Raw genomic sequence first — 15396 nt, 5'->3', positions numbered from 1 at the left:
CTCATTGCGTCCCTGCGGATGATTTCATACAGTTTGGCCGGCTTTGTCAAACGCGATTTCGATAATGCGCTAACGGCACGGCCAGGGTGGGGAAAAACATGGTTTCCAGCATTGCCGAACTGATCTCCGACCGCATCGGCACCATGCCGGCAGGCGAGCGGCGCGCAGCGCAAGCGCTGATCGCCAGCTATCCGCTGATCGGGCTGAAGACGGTCGCCGAATTCTCGGCTACGGCCGGCGTATCATCGCCCACGATCCTGCGTTTCGTCGCCCGGCTCGGCTTCCAGAACTATCCGGAATTCCAGTCGACGCTGCAAGACGAGCTGGCGGCGCAATTGCAGTCGCCGGCCTCGCGCACGCTCAATCCGCCATCGCCGGGCAGCAGCGCCGTGTCGCCGATGCTGGAGGCGACCCTCGACAACATGCGCGAGACCTTCCGGCATCTCTCGGACAAACAGCTTGCCGACATCGTCGCCAAGCTTGCCGACCGGCGCGGCAAGACATTCCTGATCGGTGGCCGCTTCACCGACCCGCTGGCGCGCTACATGGCCGCCCACCTCGCCATCATCCAGCCCAACGTTTTTCACCTCGGCGGGCAGGAAAGCGTCTGGCGCGACCGACTGATCGACATGGGTAAGCGCGACGTGCTGGTGATCTTCGACATCAGGCGCTACCAGGACAGCCTGGTCCGCTTTGCCGAGACGGCCAACCAGCGTGGCGTGCAGATCGTGCTGTTTACCGACCAGTGGCTGTCGCCGATCGCCCGCTTCGCCCGCCACGTCATCGCCGGGCGCACCGCCGTGCCTTCGGCCTGGGACTCATCCGCCGCCCTTTTCGTCGTTGCCGAAGCGCTGATCGGCGCCGTCACAAGGCAGCTCGAGGCCGACGGCGCCAAACGCATCCGCGAGCTGGAAAGCCTGCGGTAGAGCCCCTCCGGAAAGGGACGCGTTTCGCTTCGGTCTAGTCCTCTAAAAAACTGATCATCTGCAGGATCAGGATCAGCAAAAAGACGCCAAAGACAGTCGCAAAAACCGCTGCCAGCAGGACGGTGCGTTGTTTCTTACCCATGGCTTTCCCCCCGAAAGCATAGTCCCCGTCCACGAATACGAATGTCAGTCCCGCCCCACTGCTCGGCCACCTCCCAACTCCTCAAGACCCGCCTGCGGCTGGGGCGGAGGAGTAACGACGACTGGTTCACGCGCGAAATGAACAGCTTACCAAGGTGCTCGCTAACGGGCACGGCCGCATCATTCATCCGACCCATGTCACGGCCGAATGACCACCTTGCATTTCGGGCTTAACCATTCAGCCGCTAAGCGTGCCCCACCCCAGCTACTTTACCCATGGCAAGCATGATCGAAGTTCGGCTAGCCTTGTCGACGTGAAGCCGCTTCCTTGAACCAAAGCGCGGTGAACTGCACGGAGGGTACGATGAGCTATCTGGACGAGCTGTTCTCAGTCGCCGGCAAGACGGCGCTGGTCACCGGCGCCGCGACCGGCATCGGCCGCATGGCGGCGACCGCTCTGGTCATGGCCGGCGCCTCGGTGATGATCGCCTCGCGCAAGAGCGAGGATTGCGTCAGGGTAGCGGGCGAGTTGAACGGCCTTGGCGCATCCGGCCGGGCGGAAGGTTTTGCCGGCGACGTCTCCAGCGAGGCCGGCATTGCGGCGCTTGTGGCCGAGGTCAGGGCGCGGACCGAGCGGCTGCATATTCTGGTCAACAATGCCGGCATCTCCTGGGGCGCGCCGCTGGAAAGCTTTCCCTACCATGCCTGGGCCAAGGTGTTCGGCGTCAACGTCACCTCGGTCTTCCACCTGACGCGCGAATTGCTGCCTCTGCTCGAGGCCGCCGCCAGCGATGCCGACCCGGCCCGGGTGATCAACCTCGGATCGGTGATGGGCACGCAGCCTTTGGCCGAAGATGCCTACTCCTACTCGGCCTCGAAGGCCGCGGTTCACCACCTGACGCGCATCCTGGCAATCGAGTTCGCCGCCCGCCGCATCACCGTCAACGCCTTTGCGCCTGGCCCTTTCCAGAGCCGGATGACCGCCTTCGCCACCGGCACCGAGGACCAGGCAAGACATATCGGCAACCACGTTCCGATCGGCCGCATCGGCGCACCGGATGACATTGCCGACGCAACGCTCTATTTGTGCAGCCGGGCCGGCAGCTATGTCACCGGCGCCATCCTGCCGATCGATGGCGGGCAGTCGGTGCAACACGGGCTGACATTGTTCAAGGAATGAGACGCACGCCATCCGGCGAGTGAAATGCCGGGGGTGAAGATGGAGGACATCAGCGTGGAACCGATCAGTCTCGATGTGCTTCTGGCCAACGTCGGCAAGGAAGTCGGCGTGTCGCCATGGCGGGTCGTCACCCAGCGCATGATCGACCAGTTCGCCGATGCCACCGACGACCATCAGTTCATCCATTGCGATCCGGAACGCGCCAGCCGCGAAACGCCGTTCGGCGGCACCATCGCGCATGGCTTCCTGTCGCTTTCGCTGTTGTCGGCGATGACCTTCGAAACCATGCCGCCGCTGGAAAACAGCAAGATGGGCGTCAATCACGGCTTCGATTCGCTGCGCTTCCTGGCGCCGGTGAAGACCGGCTCGCGCATCCGCACCCGTTTCGTGCTGGCCGACGTCAAGGTCAGGCCGTCGGGGTGGGTGCAGACGGCGCACGACGTGACGATCGAGATCGAGGGCTCGAAAAAACCGGCGCTGACCGCGCGCTGGCTGACGCTGACGCTGATCGAACGCCAGCCGGAAGCGGTCTGACTCTCGTCAGGCGGAGAAGCCCAAATCTATCTGTGCCAAATCTATTTGGCTTCGGCCGCGACGTACTTCATGTGACGGCTGACCTGCAGCGCAATGTAGACGACCAGTGAACAACCGATTGGGAACACGATCTCGTTGAGGCCGGTTGCGATCGCCTGTGGCATTGCGAGAGCAGCATCATTTGCCGCGGCCGTTTCGATGGTCAGCACCGTGATGCCGCCGCCGAATACCGCGCCTATCAGGGCGCCTGCCAGCGCGAAATGGAGCGGACGCGGTTCTTCCTTCGATGCCAGCGACGCAAGTGTCCAGCCGAGCAGCCCGTATTCGATCGGGCTCGCACCTTGGTGAGCGCCGTGCCGAGGCTGACGCCGGCGCAGACGAAGAACGACCAGGTCACGCCTTGCGCCAGTTCGATCAGAACCTGCGTCGTCGCGGGGTAGGCACCTGCCGCAAATCTGACGGTCAGAATGAGAGCTTCCATGGCGAAGCCGAGCGCGATCGCCAGCCATGCGACAGTCAAGCTTCTGCTTCGTGCCACCCTTGCCCGACGCCGTACAGCGTATATATGCTGCATCCAGCCATCAGTCATAAGGCAGTAGAAAGTTGCAGCTAAGCGTCCAGGAGCGCCGCGAAAAACAAAAGGCCGAACTGCGTTCCGAACTTGTCGACGCCGCACACAAGCTTGTCCAGGAAGAAGGCTATGACGGCCTCACCATCCGCAAGCTCGCCAAGCGCGTTGGCTATGCGCCGATGTCGGTCTATTCCTATTTCGCCGACAAGCAGGACATCCTGTTCGCGCTGGCCGAGGATGCCTTCGAGACCTTGGCCAGGCGCATCGCAAATCATACGGCCGACGACCCGATCGAGGCGCTCAAGGCGGTGCTTGTCGAATACGCCGCCTTTGGGCTGGAAAATCCCAACGAATACCGCACCGTCTTCATGACAGAAAAAGTCAGGCCGCCAGCCGGAAAGACCTTCGCCGAAATGGAGAGCGGCAACCCGGCGATGAAAGTGCTGATCGCGAGGGTCGAAGCCTGCGTTGCCGCCGGCAGGCTCAAAGGCGATCCACGCGCCATCGCCACCATGCTGTGGGCGGTCGGCCACGGCGCCATCTCGCTGCTGATCACCTTCCCGTTCTACCCGTTCGGCGACCAGACGACGTTCATCACACGGATCGGCGACATCATGCTCGAAGCCATCGCCGCGCACGAGATTGCGCCGCTCACGCCGCCGGTCAACTGCTGAAGAGCGGCGCTCCTCCCGATCTGCAGGATCTTCTCCGAACGATCTGCGCTGCGGCGCCGAGCGTTCGGCAATTCTCCGTACGCGTACGATTTTGCTTGAATATCGGGAGTCCAGGGCGTATCTGTACGCAATGCCGTACATGTACGAGAAATTCAATAGCTGAACCGGAGACCGACGATGAAGAAGGCAATCCTCACGCTCGCCGCCCTGCTGGCACTCTCTGGCGCCGCATTTGCCGGCAGCAATCAGTCAGGCAAGCAAGAAGTGACCTGCATCGATACCAAGACCGGTGCGAAGCTTGATTGCGCGCCGACCGGATCGCTTGAAAAGGCCGATGCCGCGGCCCACAAGGTCGGCAGCAAGGGCCCGAGGCTCGGCATCGGCATCGACCCGTGGATCGTGCCAAGCAGCTTCTGAGCCGATCGGGCGACAATACGCGGTGAGGAAACGAAAGGGCGGCAGCAATTTCCGGCCGCCCATCGTGCCGGCCTCAGCCCTGCTTTTTGTCACCCCGCGCAGATCACTTCTTGCGCTTCTGTCCCACCACGCTTTTGGGCTTGCCGGGTCTTGCCGGTGCGCCGGGAATGGCCGTTCCGGTGATCGACACCGGATCGCTGGCCGGGAATGTATCCTCGAGGCCTTCCTCGAGTTCCTCTTCGATATCCGTCCCCGTGCGCTGCTCGTCTTCGAAAGAGCGCACGGCCGGCGTCTTGACCGGCGACTTCGGCGCGGAGTTCGGCGGCATTTGCATTCTCCCTCGGCTCGCTGTCGCAGAACGGTCGGGCGCGGCGAACATGCCTATGCTGCCGCGTCGCGCGCTGCCTCCAATAGAAAAGTAAAGACATAATCGGAAAAGGAACGCCAGCATTCGACGCGGAACGCGTCGGCCGCCGTGCGCAACAGCACGATTTCGACCTTGCCGAGAATGGTGCGCGACGCCGCCCCGACCGGAAAGGCGTCGAGCGACAGATCCTGCGGGCAGCCGGCATTGATCGTCGCCGCGGCAGCCGGACCGATAACCGATATGGCGACGTTGCGGTGCGAGATGCCGACCGCCGAATGCAGTACGGAAATGCTGGCGCAGTCGGCGAGCGGATCTTTTCCGCTCTCGTCGATGACCAGCCATTCGTCCGGCCCGAGCCACAAGGCCGTGCGTCCGGCCTTTGCCGCCGAGGTTTTCGGCCTTTGCGGCAGGACGACGCCGAGCGCTTTCGAAAGTGCCGCAATCGAGGCTTCCGGCGCGCGCAGCGATATGCGCTCGGCCGGCGGCAGCACGGCAAGTGTAACGCCGGCGGCGGAAAGCGACTGGCCGGCGAGAGCCGGACGGCGTTCGACTGAGGGTCCGGCGGCGTCGGTTTTCAAAGCGGCCTTAGCCATTGAGGCGCTCCCCCTTCTCGTCGAAGAACACCATGCCGGTGACCTCCACCTCGATCACGCCGTTCGGCATCGGCACATAGAGCGTCTCGCCCGTGCGATCGCGGCCGCCGGCGACCAGCCCCAGCGCGATCGAGCGGCCGCAATTTTGCGACCAATAGCTCGAGGTGACATGGCCAATCATCTTCATCGGGATTGCCTGCTTCGGGTCCGCGACGATCTGCGCGCCCTCCTCCAGCACCACCTTGGGATCCCTGGTCTTCAGGCCGACAAGCTGCTTGCGGCCCTTGGCGACCAGATCCGGCCGCGCCATGCCGCGAATGCCGACGAAGTCGGTCTTCTTCTTGCCGACCGCCCAGTCGAGCCCGGCGTCGTTCGGCGTCACCGTGCCGTCGGTATCCTGGCCGACGATGATGTAGCCCTTTTCAGCGCGCAGCACATGCATGGACTCGGTGCCGTAAGCACAGGCGCCATGCTTCTGGCCCTCGGCCCATAGCGCTTCCCAGACTGCCTCGCCGTAATCGGCCGGCACGTTGATCTCGAAGCCGCGCTCACCGCTGAACGACATGCGAAACAGCCTGGTCGGCACGCCGCAGATCCGGCCTTCGCGCACCGACATATGCGGCAGCGCCTCATCCGACATGTCGATGCCCTCGACCAGCGGCGCAATGATGTCGCGAGACTTCGGTCCCTGCACGGCAATCACCGCCCATTGCTCGGTGATCGAGGTCAGCCAGACGTTGAGATGCGGGAACTCGGTCTGGAGATAGTCTTCCATATGGTTCATGACGCGCGGCGCGCCGCCGGTCGTCGTCGTCACATGGAAACGGTCGGGTGCAAGCCTGCCGACGACACCGTCGTCATAGATGAAGCCGTCCTCGCGCAGCATGATGCCGTAACGGCAGCGGCCGGGCTCGAGCTTCTCCCATGGATTGGTGTAGAGCAGTTCCATGAATTTGGCCGCATCCGGCCCGACCACCTCGATCTTGCCCAGCGTCGAGGCGTCAAACAGGCCGGCTGTCTTGCGCACCGTGACGCATTCGCGGTCGACGGCGGCATGTATGTCCTCGCCCGGCTTCGGGAAATACCAGGCGCGCTTCCATTGGCCGACATCCTCGAATACAGCGCCCTGGCGCTCGGCCCAGGGATGGATCGCGGTCTTGCGGGTCGGGTCGAACAGCGGACCCCGCGCGTGCCCGACGATCGAGCCGAATGTCACCGGCGTATAGGGCGCGCGGAACGTCGTCAGCCCGACCTGCGGGATCGGCTTGCCCAACGTCTCGGCGGCAATCGCCAGGCCGTGCATGTTGGAGGTCTTGCCCTGGTCGGTCGCCATGCCGTTGGTGGTGAAGCGCTTGACGTGCTCGATCGAGCGCATGCCCTCATGCACTGCCTGGCGGATGTCCTTGGCGGTGACGTCGTTCTGGAAGTCGACAAAGGCCTTGACCGTCGTATCCGATCCGGCACCGGGTGCTGCACCCAGCATGCCGCGCGACCAGCTCTCGCCGGCGTCGACCTTCGGCTTGGTGCCCTTGGCCGGCCTGCTGCCGGCGTCCTTGGCCGCCTTGGCGCCCGCTGCATAGGCCTCGTCGATCGTCGCCGACAGCCCGTCGGTACCGTTGCAGGCGCCGACCGAGACGCAGTCCTGCGCATAAATTCCGGGCACGAAGCGCTTGCTCTCGTCATTGAAGGCGACCTTGCCGCGCGATTGCGAGAACAGATGCACCGATGGCGTCCAGCCGGCCGACATCAGAATCGCGTCAACCGGGATGGTGCGCTCGCCGCCGCCATTCTTCGGCTGCACAGTCATCGACGACACCCGCAATTTGCCGCTGGCGCGGATCACCGCGCGGCCGAAATTGACCTCGATGCCGAGCGCCCTCGCCTCGTCGATCGCCGGCCCGGTCGGGTTGTCGCGCAGGTCGACGATCGCCGCCACGTTGATGCCGGCCTTTTTCAGGTCGATCGCCGCCGCATAGGCGGAATCGTTCGCCGTATAGACGCCGATATTCCTGCCGACGGCGACGCCGTGATGGTTGAGATAGGTGCGCGCCGCCGACGCCAGCATGATGCCCGGCCGGTCGTTATCGGCAAACACCATGTGGCGCTCGATGGCGCCGGTCGCCAGCACCACGCGTTTGGCGCGAACCTGCCACAGTCGCTCGCGCGGCAGGTCGCGGCCGGGGTTCTGCAGATGGTCGCTGACGCGCTCGACCAGCCCGACGAAATTCTGCGCGTAATAGCCGAAGGCCGTGGTACGCGGCAGCACGCGGACATTGTCCATCGCGCTCAACTTGGCGAGAGCCGATTGCGCCCAGGAAAAGCCGTCCTGGCCTTCGATCTTCGCGCCGCTCTCGAAGCGCAGGCTGCCGCCGAATTCCGCCTGCTCGTCGGCAAGGATGACGCGCGCGCCGGTCTCGGCCGCGGCCAATGCCGCGGCGATGCCCGCGGCACCGCCGCCAAGCACCAGCACCTCGCAATGGGCGAAGCGCGCCGAATAGTGGTCGGGATCCGGCTGGTCAGGAGCGACGCCGAGACCGGCGGCGGCGCGGATCTTGGGCTCGTAGAGGTTTTTCCACGCGGCCTTCGGCCACATGAAGGTCTTGTAGTAGAAGCCGGCCGAAAGCATCGGCGAGGCAATACTGCTGACGGCACCGATGTCGAAAGCGAGCGACGGCCAGCAGTTCTGCGACTGTGCGGTCAATCCGTCATAGAGTTCCTGCACCGTGGCACGAACGTTCGGCGTCTTGCGTGCCGCGTCGCGCTTGATCTCGACCAGCGCGTTCGGCTCTTCGGCGCCGGCCGACAGAAAACCGCGCGGCCGGTGGTACTTGAACGAGCGGCCGACGAGATGGACGCCGTTTGCAAGCAGCGCCGAGGCCAACGTATCGCCCTCGATGCCGGTATAGGGGCGGCCGTCGAAGCTGAAGCCAGCTATCTTTGCCTGTTTGAGCCGCCCGGCGCCGGCAATGCGGAACGTGGCGCTCATTTGGCGGCTCCCGGCAGCTTGGTGGGCTTCGGTTCACCGGCCTTGTAAGTCATCAGGAACCTGTCGCTGACGGTGTCGCGCACGGCATTGAAGAACCGCGCACAGCCATGCATGTGCCGCCAGCGCTCATAGATGATCCCCTTGGGATTGGAGCGGATGAAAAAGAACTTTTCAAAATCGTCGTCGCTCTCGCCGGCGATGTTTGGGGATCGCGCGATATGCGCCTCGCCGGCGTTGCGGAATTCGAGCTCCGGACGCTCTTCCTCGCAATAGGGGCAGCGGATGAGAAGCATGGTTGGTCCTACAGTTCGCCGTGGCCGACGCGAGCGCCGGCAGGTTGGTCGCAAAGCCTCTGGCCCATCGTCACGAAGGGCGCCACCAGCCGGATGCGCTCCTCGATGCTGGCTACCGGGCGGAAAAGGTCGCGATACGCCATATTGCCGACCGAAAGCGTCATCGGTTCGGTCGTCACGATGACGTAGCGCCGCTCGAATTTTTCGCCTTCCTCGAGATCGGCTGGCCGGTTCTCCATAAAGGTGACCACTCTCTGACCGGCGCTCCAGGCGCAGGCGAGTACACCCTCGTCGACGGAAAACGGCCAATCCGCTTCATTGCCGGCGCGGCTGATGGGCTGCAGGCGCACCTCCTCTGGCGTGGGGATATGGAACAGGCCTTGCTCGCCGGCGAGCATCAGCGGCATAGCGACGGCCATCTCGGTCATCATCAGTGCGCCACCGCTGCCGCCGCCGCCTCGTCGATGAGGCGGCCGGTGCGGAAGCGCTCGATGGTGAAGGGCGCGTTGATCGGGTGCGGATCGTCCCTGGCGATCGTGTGGGCAAAGACATGGCCCGAACCCGGCGTCGCCTTGAAGCCGCCTGTGCCCCAGCCGCAATTGACATAGAGGCCGGGCACCGGCGTCTTGGCCAGGATCGGCGAACGGTCCGGCGTCACATCGACGATGCCGCCCCATGAGCGCAGCATCTTCATGCGCGTGAAGATCGGGAACATCTCGCAGATGGCGTCCAGCGTATGCTGCAAAATGTGCAGCCCGCCGGTCTGCGAATAGGAGACATACTGGTCGGTGCCGGCGCCGATGACCAGTTCGCCCTTGTCGGATTGCGAGATATAGGCATGCACGGTGTTCGACATCACCACGCAAGGCACCACCGGCTTGACCGGCTCCGACACCAGCGCCTGCAGCGGATAGCTTTCCAGCGGCATGCGCACGCCAGCCATGTTCATGATCACCGATGAGTGCCCGGCGGCAACCACGCCGACCTTCCTGGCACCGATGAAGCCGCGCGTCGTCTCGACACCGGTGACCGCGCCGTTCGGCGCCCGTTTGACGCCGGTGACCTCGCAATTCTGGATGATGTGGACGCCGCGCGCCGAGGCGCCGCGCGCATAGCCCCAGGCAACCGCATCGTGACGCGCCGTGCCGCCGCGGCGCTGCAGGGAGGCGCCCATCACCGGATAGCGCGCACCGGGCGAAATGTTGAGCGGCGGGCAGAATTCCTTGGCCTGCTCCGGCGTCAGCCATTCATTGTCGATGCCGTTCAGCCGGTTGGCATGGACGTGGCGTTTCAGCACCTGGATGTCGTGGATGTTGTGGGCGAGCATCATGACGCCGCGCGGCGAATACATGACGTTGTAGTTGAGCTCCTGGCTGAGCCCGTCCCACAGCTTCAGCGCATGGTCGTAGATGCCGGCGCTCTCGTCGTAGAGATAGTTCGAGCGGATGATGGTGGTGTTGCGCCCGGTATTGCCGCCGCCGAGCCAGCCTTTTTCCAATACCGCAACATTGGTGATGCCGTGCACGGTGGCGAGATAATAGGCGGTGGCCAGGCCGTGGCCGCCGGCGCCGACGATGATGACGTCGTACTCCTTCTTCGGCTCCGGCGAGGACCACTGTTCCTCCCAACCCTTATGGCCGCGCATGGCCTCGCGGGCGATGGCGAATACCGAGTATTTCTTCAACGTTGCAGGCCTCGCAAATGGCGGCCGGGCAGATCAGCCAACCCCGGCGCGCGAGCTTGTATCACTAGCGAAACCGTGCTGCCAGCCTTGCACTGTTTGCGACGGCGCTTGCCGTTTTGCGCCGTGGTGAAAAAGCCGCATCCGGGCAGGTTGATGCAATTGCCTTCCACCGCTATCCGTCGCCTGACGATCGGAGGATTATGGCGGTGGGTAACGTCTGGTGGAATCTGACATTGCGCTTCTTGCTGGAGCTCGCCGCTTTGCTCGGCCTCGGCATGGCGGGCTGGAGCCTCTCAGCGGGCATGTGGCGCTGGATCCTTGCCGTGGCATTGCCGTTCGTTGCCGCCGCGCTCTGGGGAATCTTCGCGGTGCCGAACGATCCGAGCCGCTCGGGGCGGGCGCCGGTTCCGGTGCCGGGCGGTTTGCGGCTGGTGCTCGAACTCGTCATCCTGTTCGGCGGCGCTGCCGGATTCCACCTGGCCGGTTACACGACAGCCGGCATTGCCGTCGCCCTGCTGATCGCTGTCAGCTACGCATTTTCGCTCGATCGGCTCGGCTGGCTGCTTAGGCGATAGTCGCCTTGCCCCTGTTTGCGACGGCGCTTGCCGTTTTGCGCCGTGCTTTCACTGGTCGCTCTTCTGAGCTTCGCCTTTTGAGGGGTCAGCCGGAGCACGCTTCAGGATGCACGGCCCGATTGCATAGATCGGCCGCAAATAACCCTCACGGCAATCGGCGGCGATTTTACGAATTTCCGCATCGTCTGACTGCTCCACCATGGCCACGAAGCGCTCGACGATCACCTGGCGCGGCCTAATAGCCACTGCCGCAGCAAAGCGCCTCAACACGGCATCCGGATGCGCGAGCAACCGTGGCAGGTCCTTGGCGCTCGGCATGTTATATTGACCATAAGCATTGACCAGTGTCTTGAAAGCCGAGTCCGGACGCAGGGTAGCGGCATTTTCCACCGCAAGCCTTAGCTGCCAGCGCTCCGCAAGGCAGATGAACTGGACGACCCTCCACCGCACACCGGCATGTTCGTCATCCAGCCGCAGCATGAGGCGACCGAGAACGGCTCCATCGGCCGGCGTCGTGCATCCCAGAAGCGCCTCGATCGCGTCGAACCGGATACCCGAAGATTCACTGTCGAGCAGATCGGCGATCTCCGCGACGACGCAATTCATCTTGTAACTCATTTTGGAATTGGCTTCGGCCACCAAGTACGCGGCAGCGGCCTGTGTATGAAGGTTGCCGGACGTCAGCAGCGGCCGGAGGTTTTCAAGGGGAAAGCCTTTGCCAAATTCCGATTGAAGGGCGATCGTCAACTCGCTGTCGCCCTCGAAGCCGGGGGCCAACAACTTGATCATTATGTCTTGGGGGGTCATTGGAATGGGTGGCGCGTCCACCCGCAAGGTTGAATGGTGACTTGGTAGCCCTCTGCCCCTCCGGCGTCAAGAAATCTTCGCAGATGCCTGCGCAAGTATCGGGTGGTCCGCACCGCCCCGATTTGCGACCAAGCATCCAATTGCCGGCCGGAGCCGGCGCGAAAAAAGAATGCAGAAAATGTTCACACTTGCCAACAAAGTCGCCATCGTCACCGGCGCCAGTTCCGGCATCGGCCGCGCCACGGCAAAGCTCTTTGCCGAGCAAGGCGCCAGGGTGGTCGTCGCGGCCCGCCGCCAGGCCGAACTCGATGCGCTCGTAGCCGAAATCGCGGACGCCGGCGGTACGGCCGTTGCGCTTGCCGGCGATGTTCGCGACGAAGCCCATGCAAAAGCCCTTGTCGAGGTGGCGGTCGAGAACTTCGGCGGGCTGGATATCGCCTTCAACAATGCCGGTTCGGTCGGCGAGATGGGTCCGATTTCCGACCTCTCGCTGGAGGGCTGGCGAGAAACGTTGGATACCAACCTGACCAGCGCATTCCTTGGCGCGAAATATCAGGTGCCGGCGATGGTCGAACGCGGCGGCGGATCGCTGATCTTCACCTGCACTTTCGTCGGCCACACCGTCGGCATGCCCGGCATGACCAGCTATGCCGCCAGCAAGGCCGGGTTGATCGGACTGACGCAGGTTCTAGCCGCCGAATATGGCGCCAAGGGCGTTCGGGTCAACGCGCTGCTGCCCGGCGGCACCGACACGCCTTCGGCAACGTTCAAGACACCGGAATCGCGAGCCTTCGTCGAAAACCTGCATGCCTTGAAGCGCGTCGCCGAGCCAGAGGAGATCGCCCGCTCGGCGCTTTACCTGGCTTCCGATGCATCGAGCTTCACCACCGGCACGGCACTGTTCGCCGACGGCGGTGTCTCGATCACCCGCACGTGAAGCGTTTTCGCGGTCGGCGTCGGCCCGCCAGCCGCAATACCGGAAAAACCGGTCTTGCTTTTCCCGGCGATTTGACGATTCCGTCTTCTCCTCGAAAACGGGTTGGAAACATGCTGCTGATCAGGACCTATATCGCTGCAAGCGCAATCGAAGGCGTCGGCGTGTTCGCCGCCGAGCCGATCCGGAAAGGGGCGCAGATCTGGCGGCTCGATCCGGACTTCGACCGGCTGATCCCGATGGAAAGACACGAGACGGCGCCGCCGCACCTCAAGGAATTGCTCGACAGATATGCCTATCCCAGTCCGGACCGGCCGGGCTTCATGGTCTATGAGGTCGACAATGGCCGCTTCATGAACCACGCCGACAAGCCGAACACCGACTTTTCGCAATATGGCGGGGCCACCGCGACTCGAGACATCGCCGCCGGCGAGGAAATAACCTGCGACTACGGCGAGTTCTTCGAGGGTTTCGAGCAGCTCCACCTGGCCACGGCGTAGCGGCGCCTATCTGGCCCAAGGCGAATTTTGTTCTTGCTTTGTGCCGGCAGCTATGCTACTAATTTCCATATGGTGCTGATTCACACCAAGGACGGCCCTGAGGCGGGTTGTTCGTTTCGGGATCGGCACCGCCTCTCAATCGGCTGTGGACAGAGCCCCTTGATTCTGCTATCAGCCGCCCCAATTCGTGGTGTAACGCGCCGCGGAGGCTTGCGGCTGTAGCCGCTTGCCTGTTGATTTCAAACCCGAAAGACAGGATTGCACGTGCAGGTACTCGTCCGCGACAACAATGTTGATCAGGCGCTTCGCGCGCTCAAGAAAAAGATGCAGCGCGAAGGCATCTTCCGCGAAATGAAGATGCGCGGACATTACGAAAAGCCCTCCGAGAAGCGCGCCCGTGAAAAGGCGGAAGCCGTGCGCCGTGCCCGCAAGCTGGCCCGCAAGCGCGCCCAGCGCGAAGGCCTGCTGCCGATGACCCCGCGTCCGGTCGCGGCCGGTGCTGCCGGTGCCGGTGCTCCGCGTCCGCCGCGGTTCTGACGTCAATTTTTCGTCCTTTTCCAAGGATATCCAAGGTGGCGCGATGCGGAATCGCCGCCACCTTTTTGTTGTGAGTTCGACCCGGTCCGAGAGGACCGGTTGGGAGAGATGGCGGTTCGGAGGGGGAACGGACCAGACGGCGCAGTAAGGACAGGGCAGACATGGACGCAATCACCGTAGAGCGCAGAACCGCGTGGCGCGGCCTCGCCCTGACGGCAGCCCTGCTTTCCGGGATGGCGCTTGCCAGCTGCCAGAGCGTTCCGACCGGCGAGTTCAACAACATCGACAAGGCGCAAGGCTCGAGCGAGAACATCTCCTCGCTGTCGGCGGTGATCCAGCGCAACCCCCAGGATCCGGAAGCCTACAATGTGCGCGGCTCGGCCTATGGCCGCGGCGGCCAGTACCAGGCGGCGCTGAAGGACTTCAACACCGCCATCCAGCTCAATCCGAATTTTTACCAGGCCTATTCGAACCGTGCGCTCATCCAGCGCTTCCTCGGCGATCAGGCGAGCGCGCTCGCCGACTACAATCGCTCGATCCAGATCAATTCCAACTATGACGCCGCCTATATCGGCCGCGGCAATCTCTACCGCAGGGCGGGCCGGGTCCAGGAAGCCTTCAACGATTTCCAGAAAGCCATCCAGCTCGACACGACCGATGCGCGCGCCTATCACAATCGCGGCCTGATCTACCAGAGCCAGGGCCAGCACGCCTTTGCCATCGAGGATTTCTCGACCGCCATTTCGTTGGCGCCGGACGCCTCCGAGCCCTACAATGGACGCGGCCTCTCCTACCTTGCCATGAACGACGAGGACAATGCCTTCGCCGACTTCAACATGGCGATCAAGCTCGACGGCAAGAATGCCGAGGCCTGGTCCAACCAGGCGTTGATCTACGAGCGGCGCGGCGACAAGGTCAGGGCCGCGAAATCCTACCGCGAGGCCGTGCACCTCAATCCGACCTACCAGCCGGCCAAGGACGGCCTGGCCCGCACCAGTGCCGGCTGAGCGGCCGGTTAATCGGGCCTCCGTTTCCGCACTCCGACAACCCTGCGTTTAGCTTCGCCTTGCTGGCGCCAAGTTTTCGGCGGAACGCTCGGCGTGCTCAGCCGTTTGTACAAGGCAATTTCGAAAGGACCCTGCCATGATCAAGAAACTCGCTTGTGCCGCTGTTCTCGCCACGACCGTCGTTGCCGCTCCCGCCAGCGCCAGCAAACTCCAGCTCGGCGTGCTCGACTGCACCATCGACGGCGGCACGGCCTATCTCGTCACCTCCAACAAGGGTGTTTCCTGTGTCTTTCGTCCGCATCGTGGCGGCCCCTCCGAAGTCTATACCGGGGTGATTTCCAAGCTCGGCGTCGATGTCGGCCGGACGCATCAGGGCCAGCTGGTATGGGCGGTCCTGGCGGCGACCCGCAACCACGATGAAGGCGACCTTGCCGGCAGCTATTATGGCGTGAACGCCGAGGCCAGCGTGGTCACCGGTGGCGGCGCCAATCTCCTGGTCGGCGGCCTCGACAGCGCCTTTTCGCTGCAGCCGCTCAGTGTCCAGGCACAGACCGGCGTCAACCTGGCGGTCGCCGTCACTTCGCTGGACCTGATCCATTCGTTCAAATAGCGGCCTGTGGCAAATACGGCCCGTGGCCTTTCATCATGCGCCGGGATAGGACGGTTCCGC

Annotated in this window: 20 protein-coding genes; 11 read left to right on the top strand and 9 right to left on the bottom strand. The window is 63.5% G+C overall.

Going from position 1 to position 15396, the window contains the following annotated elements; genetic code table 11:
* Positions 1-98: 98 nt before the first annotated feature.
* From NKI54_RS01405 to NKI54_RS01395, 3 genes are all read left to right on the top strand, one after another.
* Positions 99-926, top strand: coding sequence for a MurR/RpiR family transcriptional regulator (locus NKI54_RS01405; RefSeq protein ID WP_023675348.1), 828 nt, complete (start codon positions 99-101; stop codon positions 924-926).
* 505 nt (positions 927-1431) lie between these two features.
* Positions 1432-2247 (top strand): SDR family oxidoreductase, encoded by an 816-nt coding sequence (locus NKI54_RS01400; protein ID WP_352690443.1) that lies wholly within the window; start codon positions 1432-1434, stop codon positions 2245-2247.
* Between the two features lie 39 nt (positions 2248-2286).
* A complete protein-coding gene (locus NKI54_RS01395; protein ID WP_031211357.1) occupies positions 2287-2781 on the top strand; it encodes a MaoC family dehydratase in 495 nt (164 codons plus the stop codon).
* A 41-nt stretch (positions 2782-2822) separates the two neighbouring features.
* On the opposite strand, the gene NKI54_RS01390 is transcribed toward NKI54_RS01395, so the two are convergent.
* Both NKI54_RS01390 and NKI54_RS01385 read right to left on the bottom strand, forming a co-directional pair.
* Entirely contained in the window at positions 2823-2990 is a 168-nt protein-coding gene (locus tag NKI54_RS01390; protein ID WP_352690440.1) for a hypothetical protein, read from the bottom strand.
* Between the two features lie 29 nt (positions 2991-3019).
* Positions 3020-3301, bottom strand: coding sequence for a hypothetical protein (locus NKI54_RS01385; protein ID WP_352690437.1), 282 nt, complete (start codon positions 3299-3301; stop codon positions 3020-3022).
* 83 nt (positions 3302-3384) lie between these two features.
* Between NKI54_RS01385 and NKI54_RS01380 the strand changes: the two genes are divergently transcribed.
* Both NKI54_RS01380 and NKI54_RS01375 read left to right on the top strand, forming a co-directional pair.
* Complete coding sequence (locus NKI54_RS01380; RefSeq protein WP_023675343.1) at positions 3385-4026, top strand: TetR/AcrR family transcriptional regulator; 642 nt, start codon at positions 3385-3387, stop codon at positions 4024-4026.
* 177 nt (positions 4027-4203) lie between these two features.
* Positions 4204-4443: a DUF680 domain-containing protein gene (locus NKI54_RS01375; RefSeq protein ID WP_352633697.1), complete on the top strand. Its 240-nt coding sequence runs from the start codon at positions 4204-4206 to the stop codon at positions 4441-4443.
* Between the two features lie 103 nt (positions 4444-4546).
* Here NKI54_RS01375 and NKI54_RS01370 read toward each other — a convergent pair whose 3' ends face one another.
* From NKI54_RS01370 to NKI54_RS01345, 6 genes are read right to left on the bottom strand one after another with little or no spacing between them, the layout of a single operon-like run.
* Positions 4547-4771: a hypothetical protein gene (locus NKI54_RS01370; protein ID WP_023675341.1), complete on the bottom strand. Its 225-nt coding sequence runs from the start codon at positions 4769-4771 to the stop codon at positions 4547-4549.
* 53 nt (positions 4772-4824) lie between these two features.
* Positions 4825-5403 (bottom strand): sarcosine oxidase subunit gamma, encoded by a 579-nt coding sequence (locus NKI54_RS01365; RefSeq protein ID WP_352690433.1) that lies wholly within the window; start codon positions 5401-5403, stop codon positions 4825-4827.
* Positions 5396-8389 carry a sarcosine oxidase subunit alpha gene (locus NKI54_RS01360; RefSeq protein WP_352690430.1) on the bottom strand — a complete coding sequence of 998 codons (2994 nt, stop codon included), beginning with the start codon at positions 8387-8389 and terminating at the stop codon, positions 5396-5398. Before NKI54_RS01360 ends, NKI54_RS01365 begins: the two co-directional genes overlap by 8 nt.
* Complete coding sequence (locus NKI54_RS01355; protein WP_292519105.1) at positions 8386-8682, bottom strand: sarcosine oxidase subunit delta; 297 nt, start codon at positions 8680-8682, stop codon at positions 8386-8388. The genes NKI54_RS01360 and NKI54_RS01355 overlap by 4 nt, the downstream gene beginning before the upstream one ends.
* A gap of 8 nt (positions 8683-8690) precedes the next feature.
* Complete coding sequence (locus NKI54_RS01350; protein ID WP_023675337.1) at positions 8691-9113, bottom strand: hypothetical protein; 423 nt, start codon at positions 9111-9113, stop codon at positions 8691-8693.
* Positions 9113-10366, bottom strand: coding sequence for a sarcosine oxidase subunit beta (locus NKI54_RS01345; protein WP_352568178.1), 1254 nt, complete (start codon positions 10364-10366; stop codon positions 9113-9115). The genes NKI54_RS01350 and NKI54_RS01345 overlap by 1 nt, the downstream gene beginning before the upstream one ends.
* A 200-nt stretch (positions 10367-10566) precedes the next feature.
* Between NKI54_RS01345 and NKI54_RS01340 the strand changes: the two genes are divergently transcribed.
* Positions 10567-10941, top strand: coding sequence for a YrdB family protein (locus tag NKI54_RS01340; RefSeq protein WP_352568179.1), 375 nt, complete (start codon positions 10567-10569; stop codon positions 10939-10941).
* Positions 10942-10989: 48 nt separating this feature from the next.
* On the opposite strand, the gene NKI54_RS01335 is transcribed toward NKI54_RS01340, so the two are convergent.
* Entirely contained in the window at positions 10990-11730 is a 741-nt protein-coding gene (locus tag NKI54_RS01335) for a hypothetical protein (RefSeq protein WP_352644111.1), read from the bottom strand.
* A 196-nt stretch (positions 11731-11926) separates the two neighbouring features.
* On the opposite strand from NKI54_RS01335, the gene NKI54_RS01330 reads away from it, so the two are divergent.
* The 5 genes from NKI54_RS01330 (at position 11927) to NKI54_RS01310 (ending at position 15336) form a co-directional block, all read left to right on the top strand.
* Positions 11927-12685 carry an SDR family oxidoreductase gene (locus NKI54_RS01330; RefSeq protein ID WP_352644249.1) on the top strand — a complete coding sequence of 253 codons (759 nt, stop codon included), beginning with the start codon at positions 11927-11929 and terminating at the stop codon, positions 12683-12685.
* A 110-nt stretch (positions 12686-12795) separates the two neighbouring features.
* Positions 12796-13182, top strand: a complete 387-nt coding sequence (locus NKI54_RS01325; RefSeq protein WP_352690427.1) for an SET domain-containing protein — start codon at positions 12796-12798, stop codon at positions 13180-13182.
* A 264-nt stretch (positions 13183-13446) separates the two neighbouring features.
* The gene (rpsU, locus tag NKI54_RS01320) at positions 13447-13719 is read left to right on the top strand and encodes a 30S ribosomal protein S21 (protein WP_023675331.1); all 273 of its coding nucleotides are present in this window, start codon (positions 13447-13449) and stop codon (positions 13717-13719) included.
* Between the two features lie 161 nt (positions 13720-13880).
* Positions 13881-14726 carry a tetratricopeptide repeat protein gene (locus NKI54_RS01315; protein ID WP_352469482.1) on the top strand — a complete coding sequence of 282 codons (846 nt, stop codon included), beginning with the start codon at positions 13881-13883 and terminating at the stop codon, positions 14724-14726.
* 136 nt (positions 14727-14862) lie between these two features.
* Positions 14863-15336, top strand: a complete 474-nt coding sequence (locus tag NKI54_RS01310; RefSeq protein ID WP_352469481.1) for a DUF992 domain-containing protein — start codon at positions 14863-14865, stop codon at positions 15334-15336.
* Positions 15337-15396: the final 60 nt, after the last annotated feature.

It is taken from the genome of Mesorhizobium sp. M0663, assembly GCF_040320585.1.
Taxonomy (GTDB): Bacteria; Pseudomonadota; Alphaproteobacteria; order Rhizobiales; family Rhizobiaceae; genus Mesorhizobium.
The sequence above is the reverse complement of the archived record's forward strand: the minus strand, read 5'-3'. Positions and strand labels throughout refer to the sequence as shown.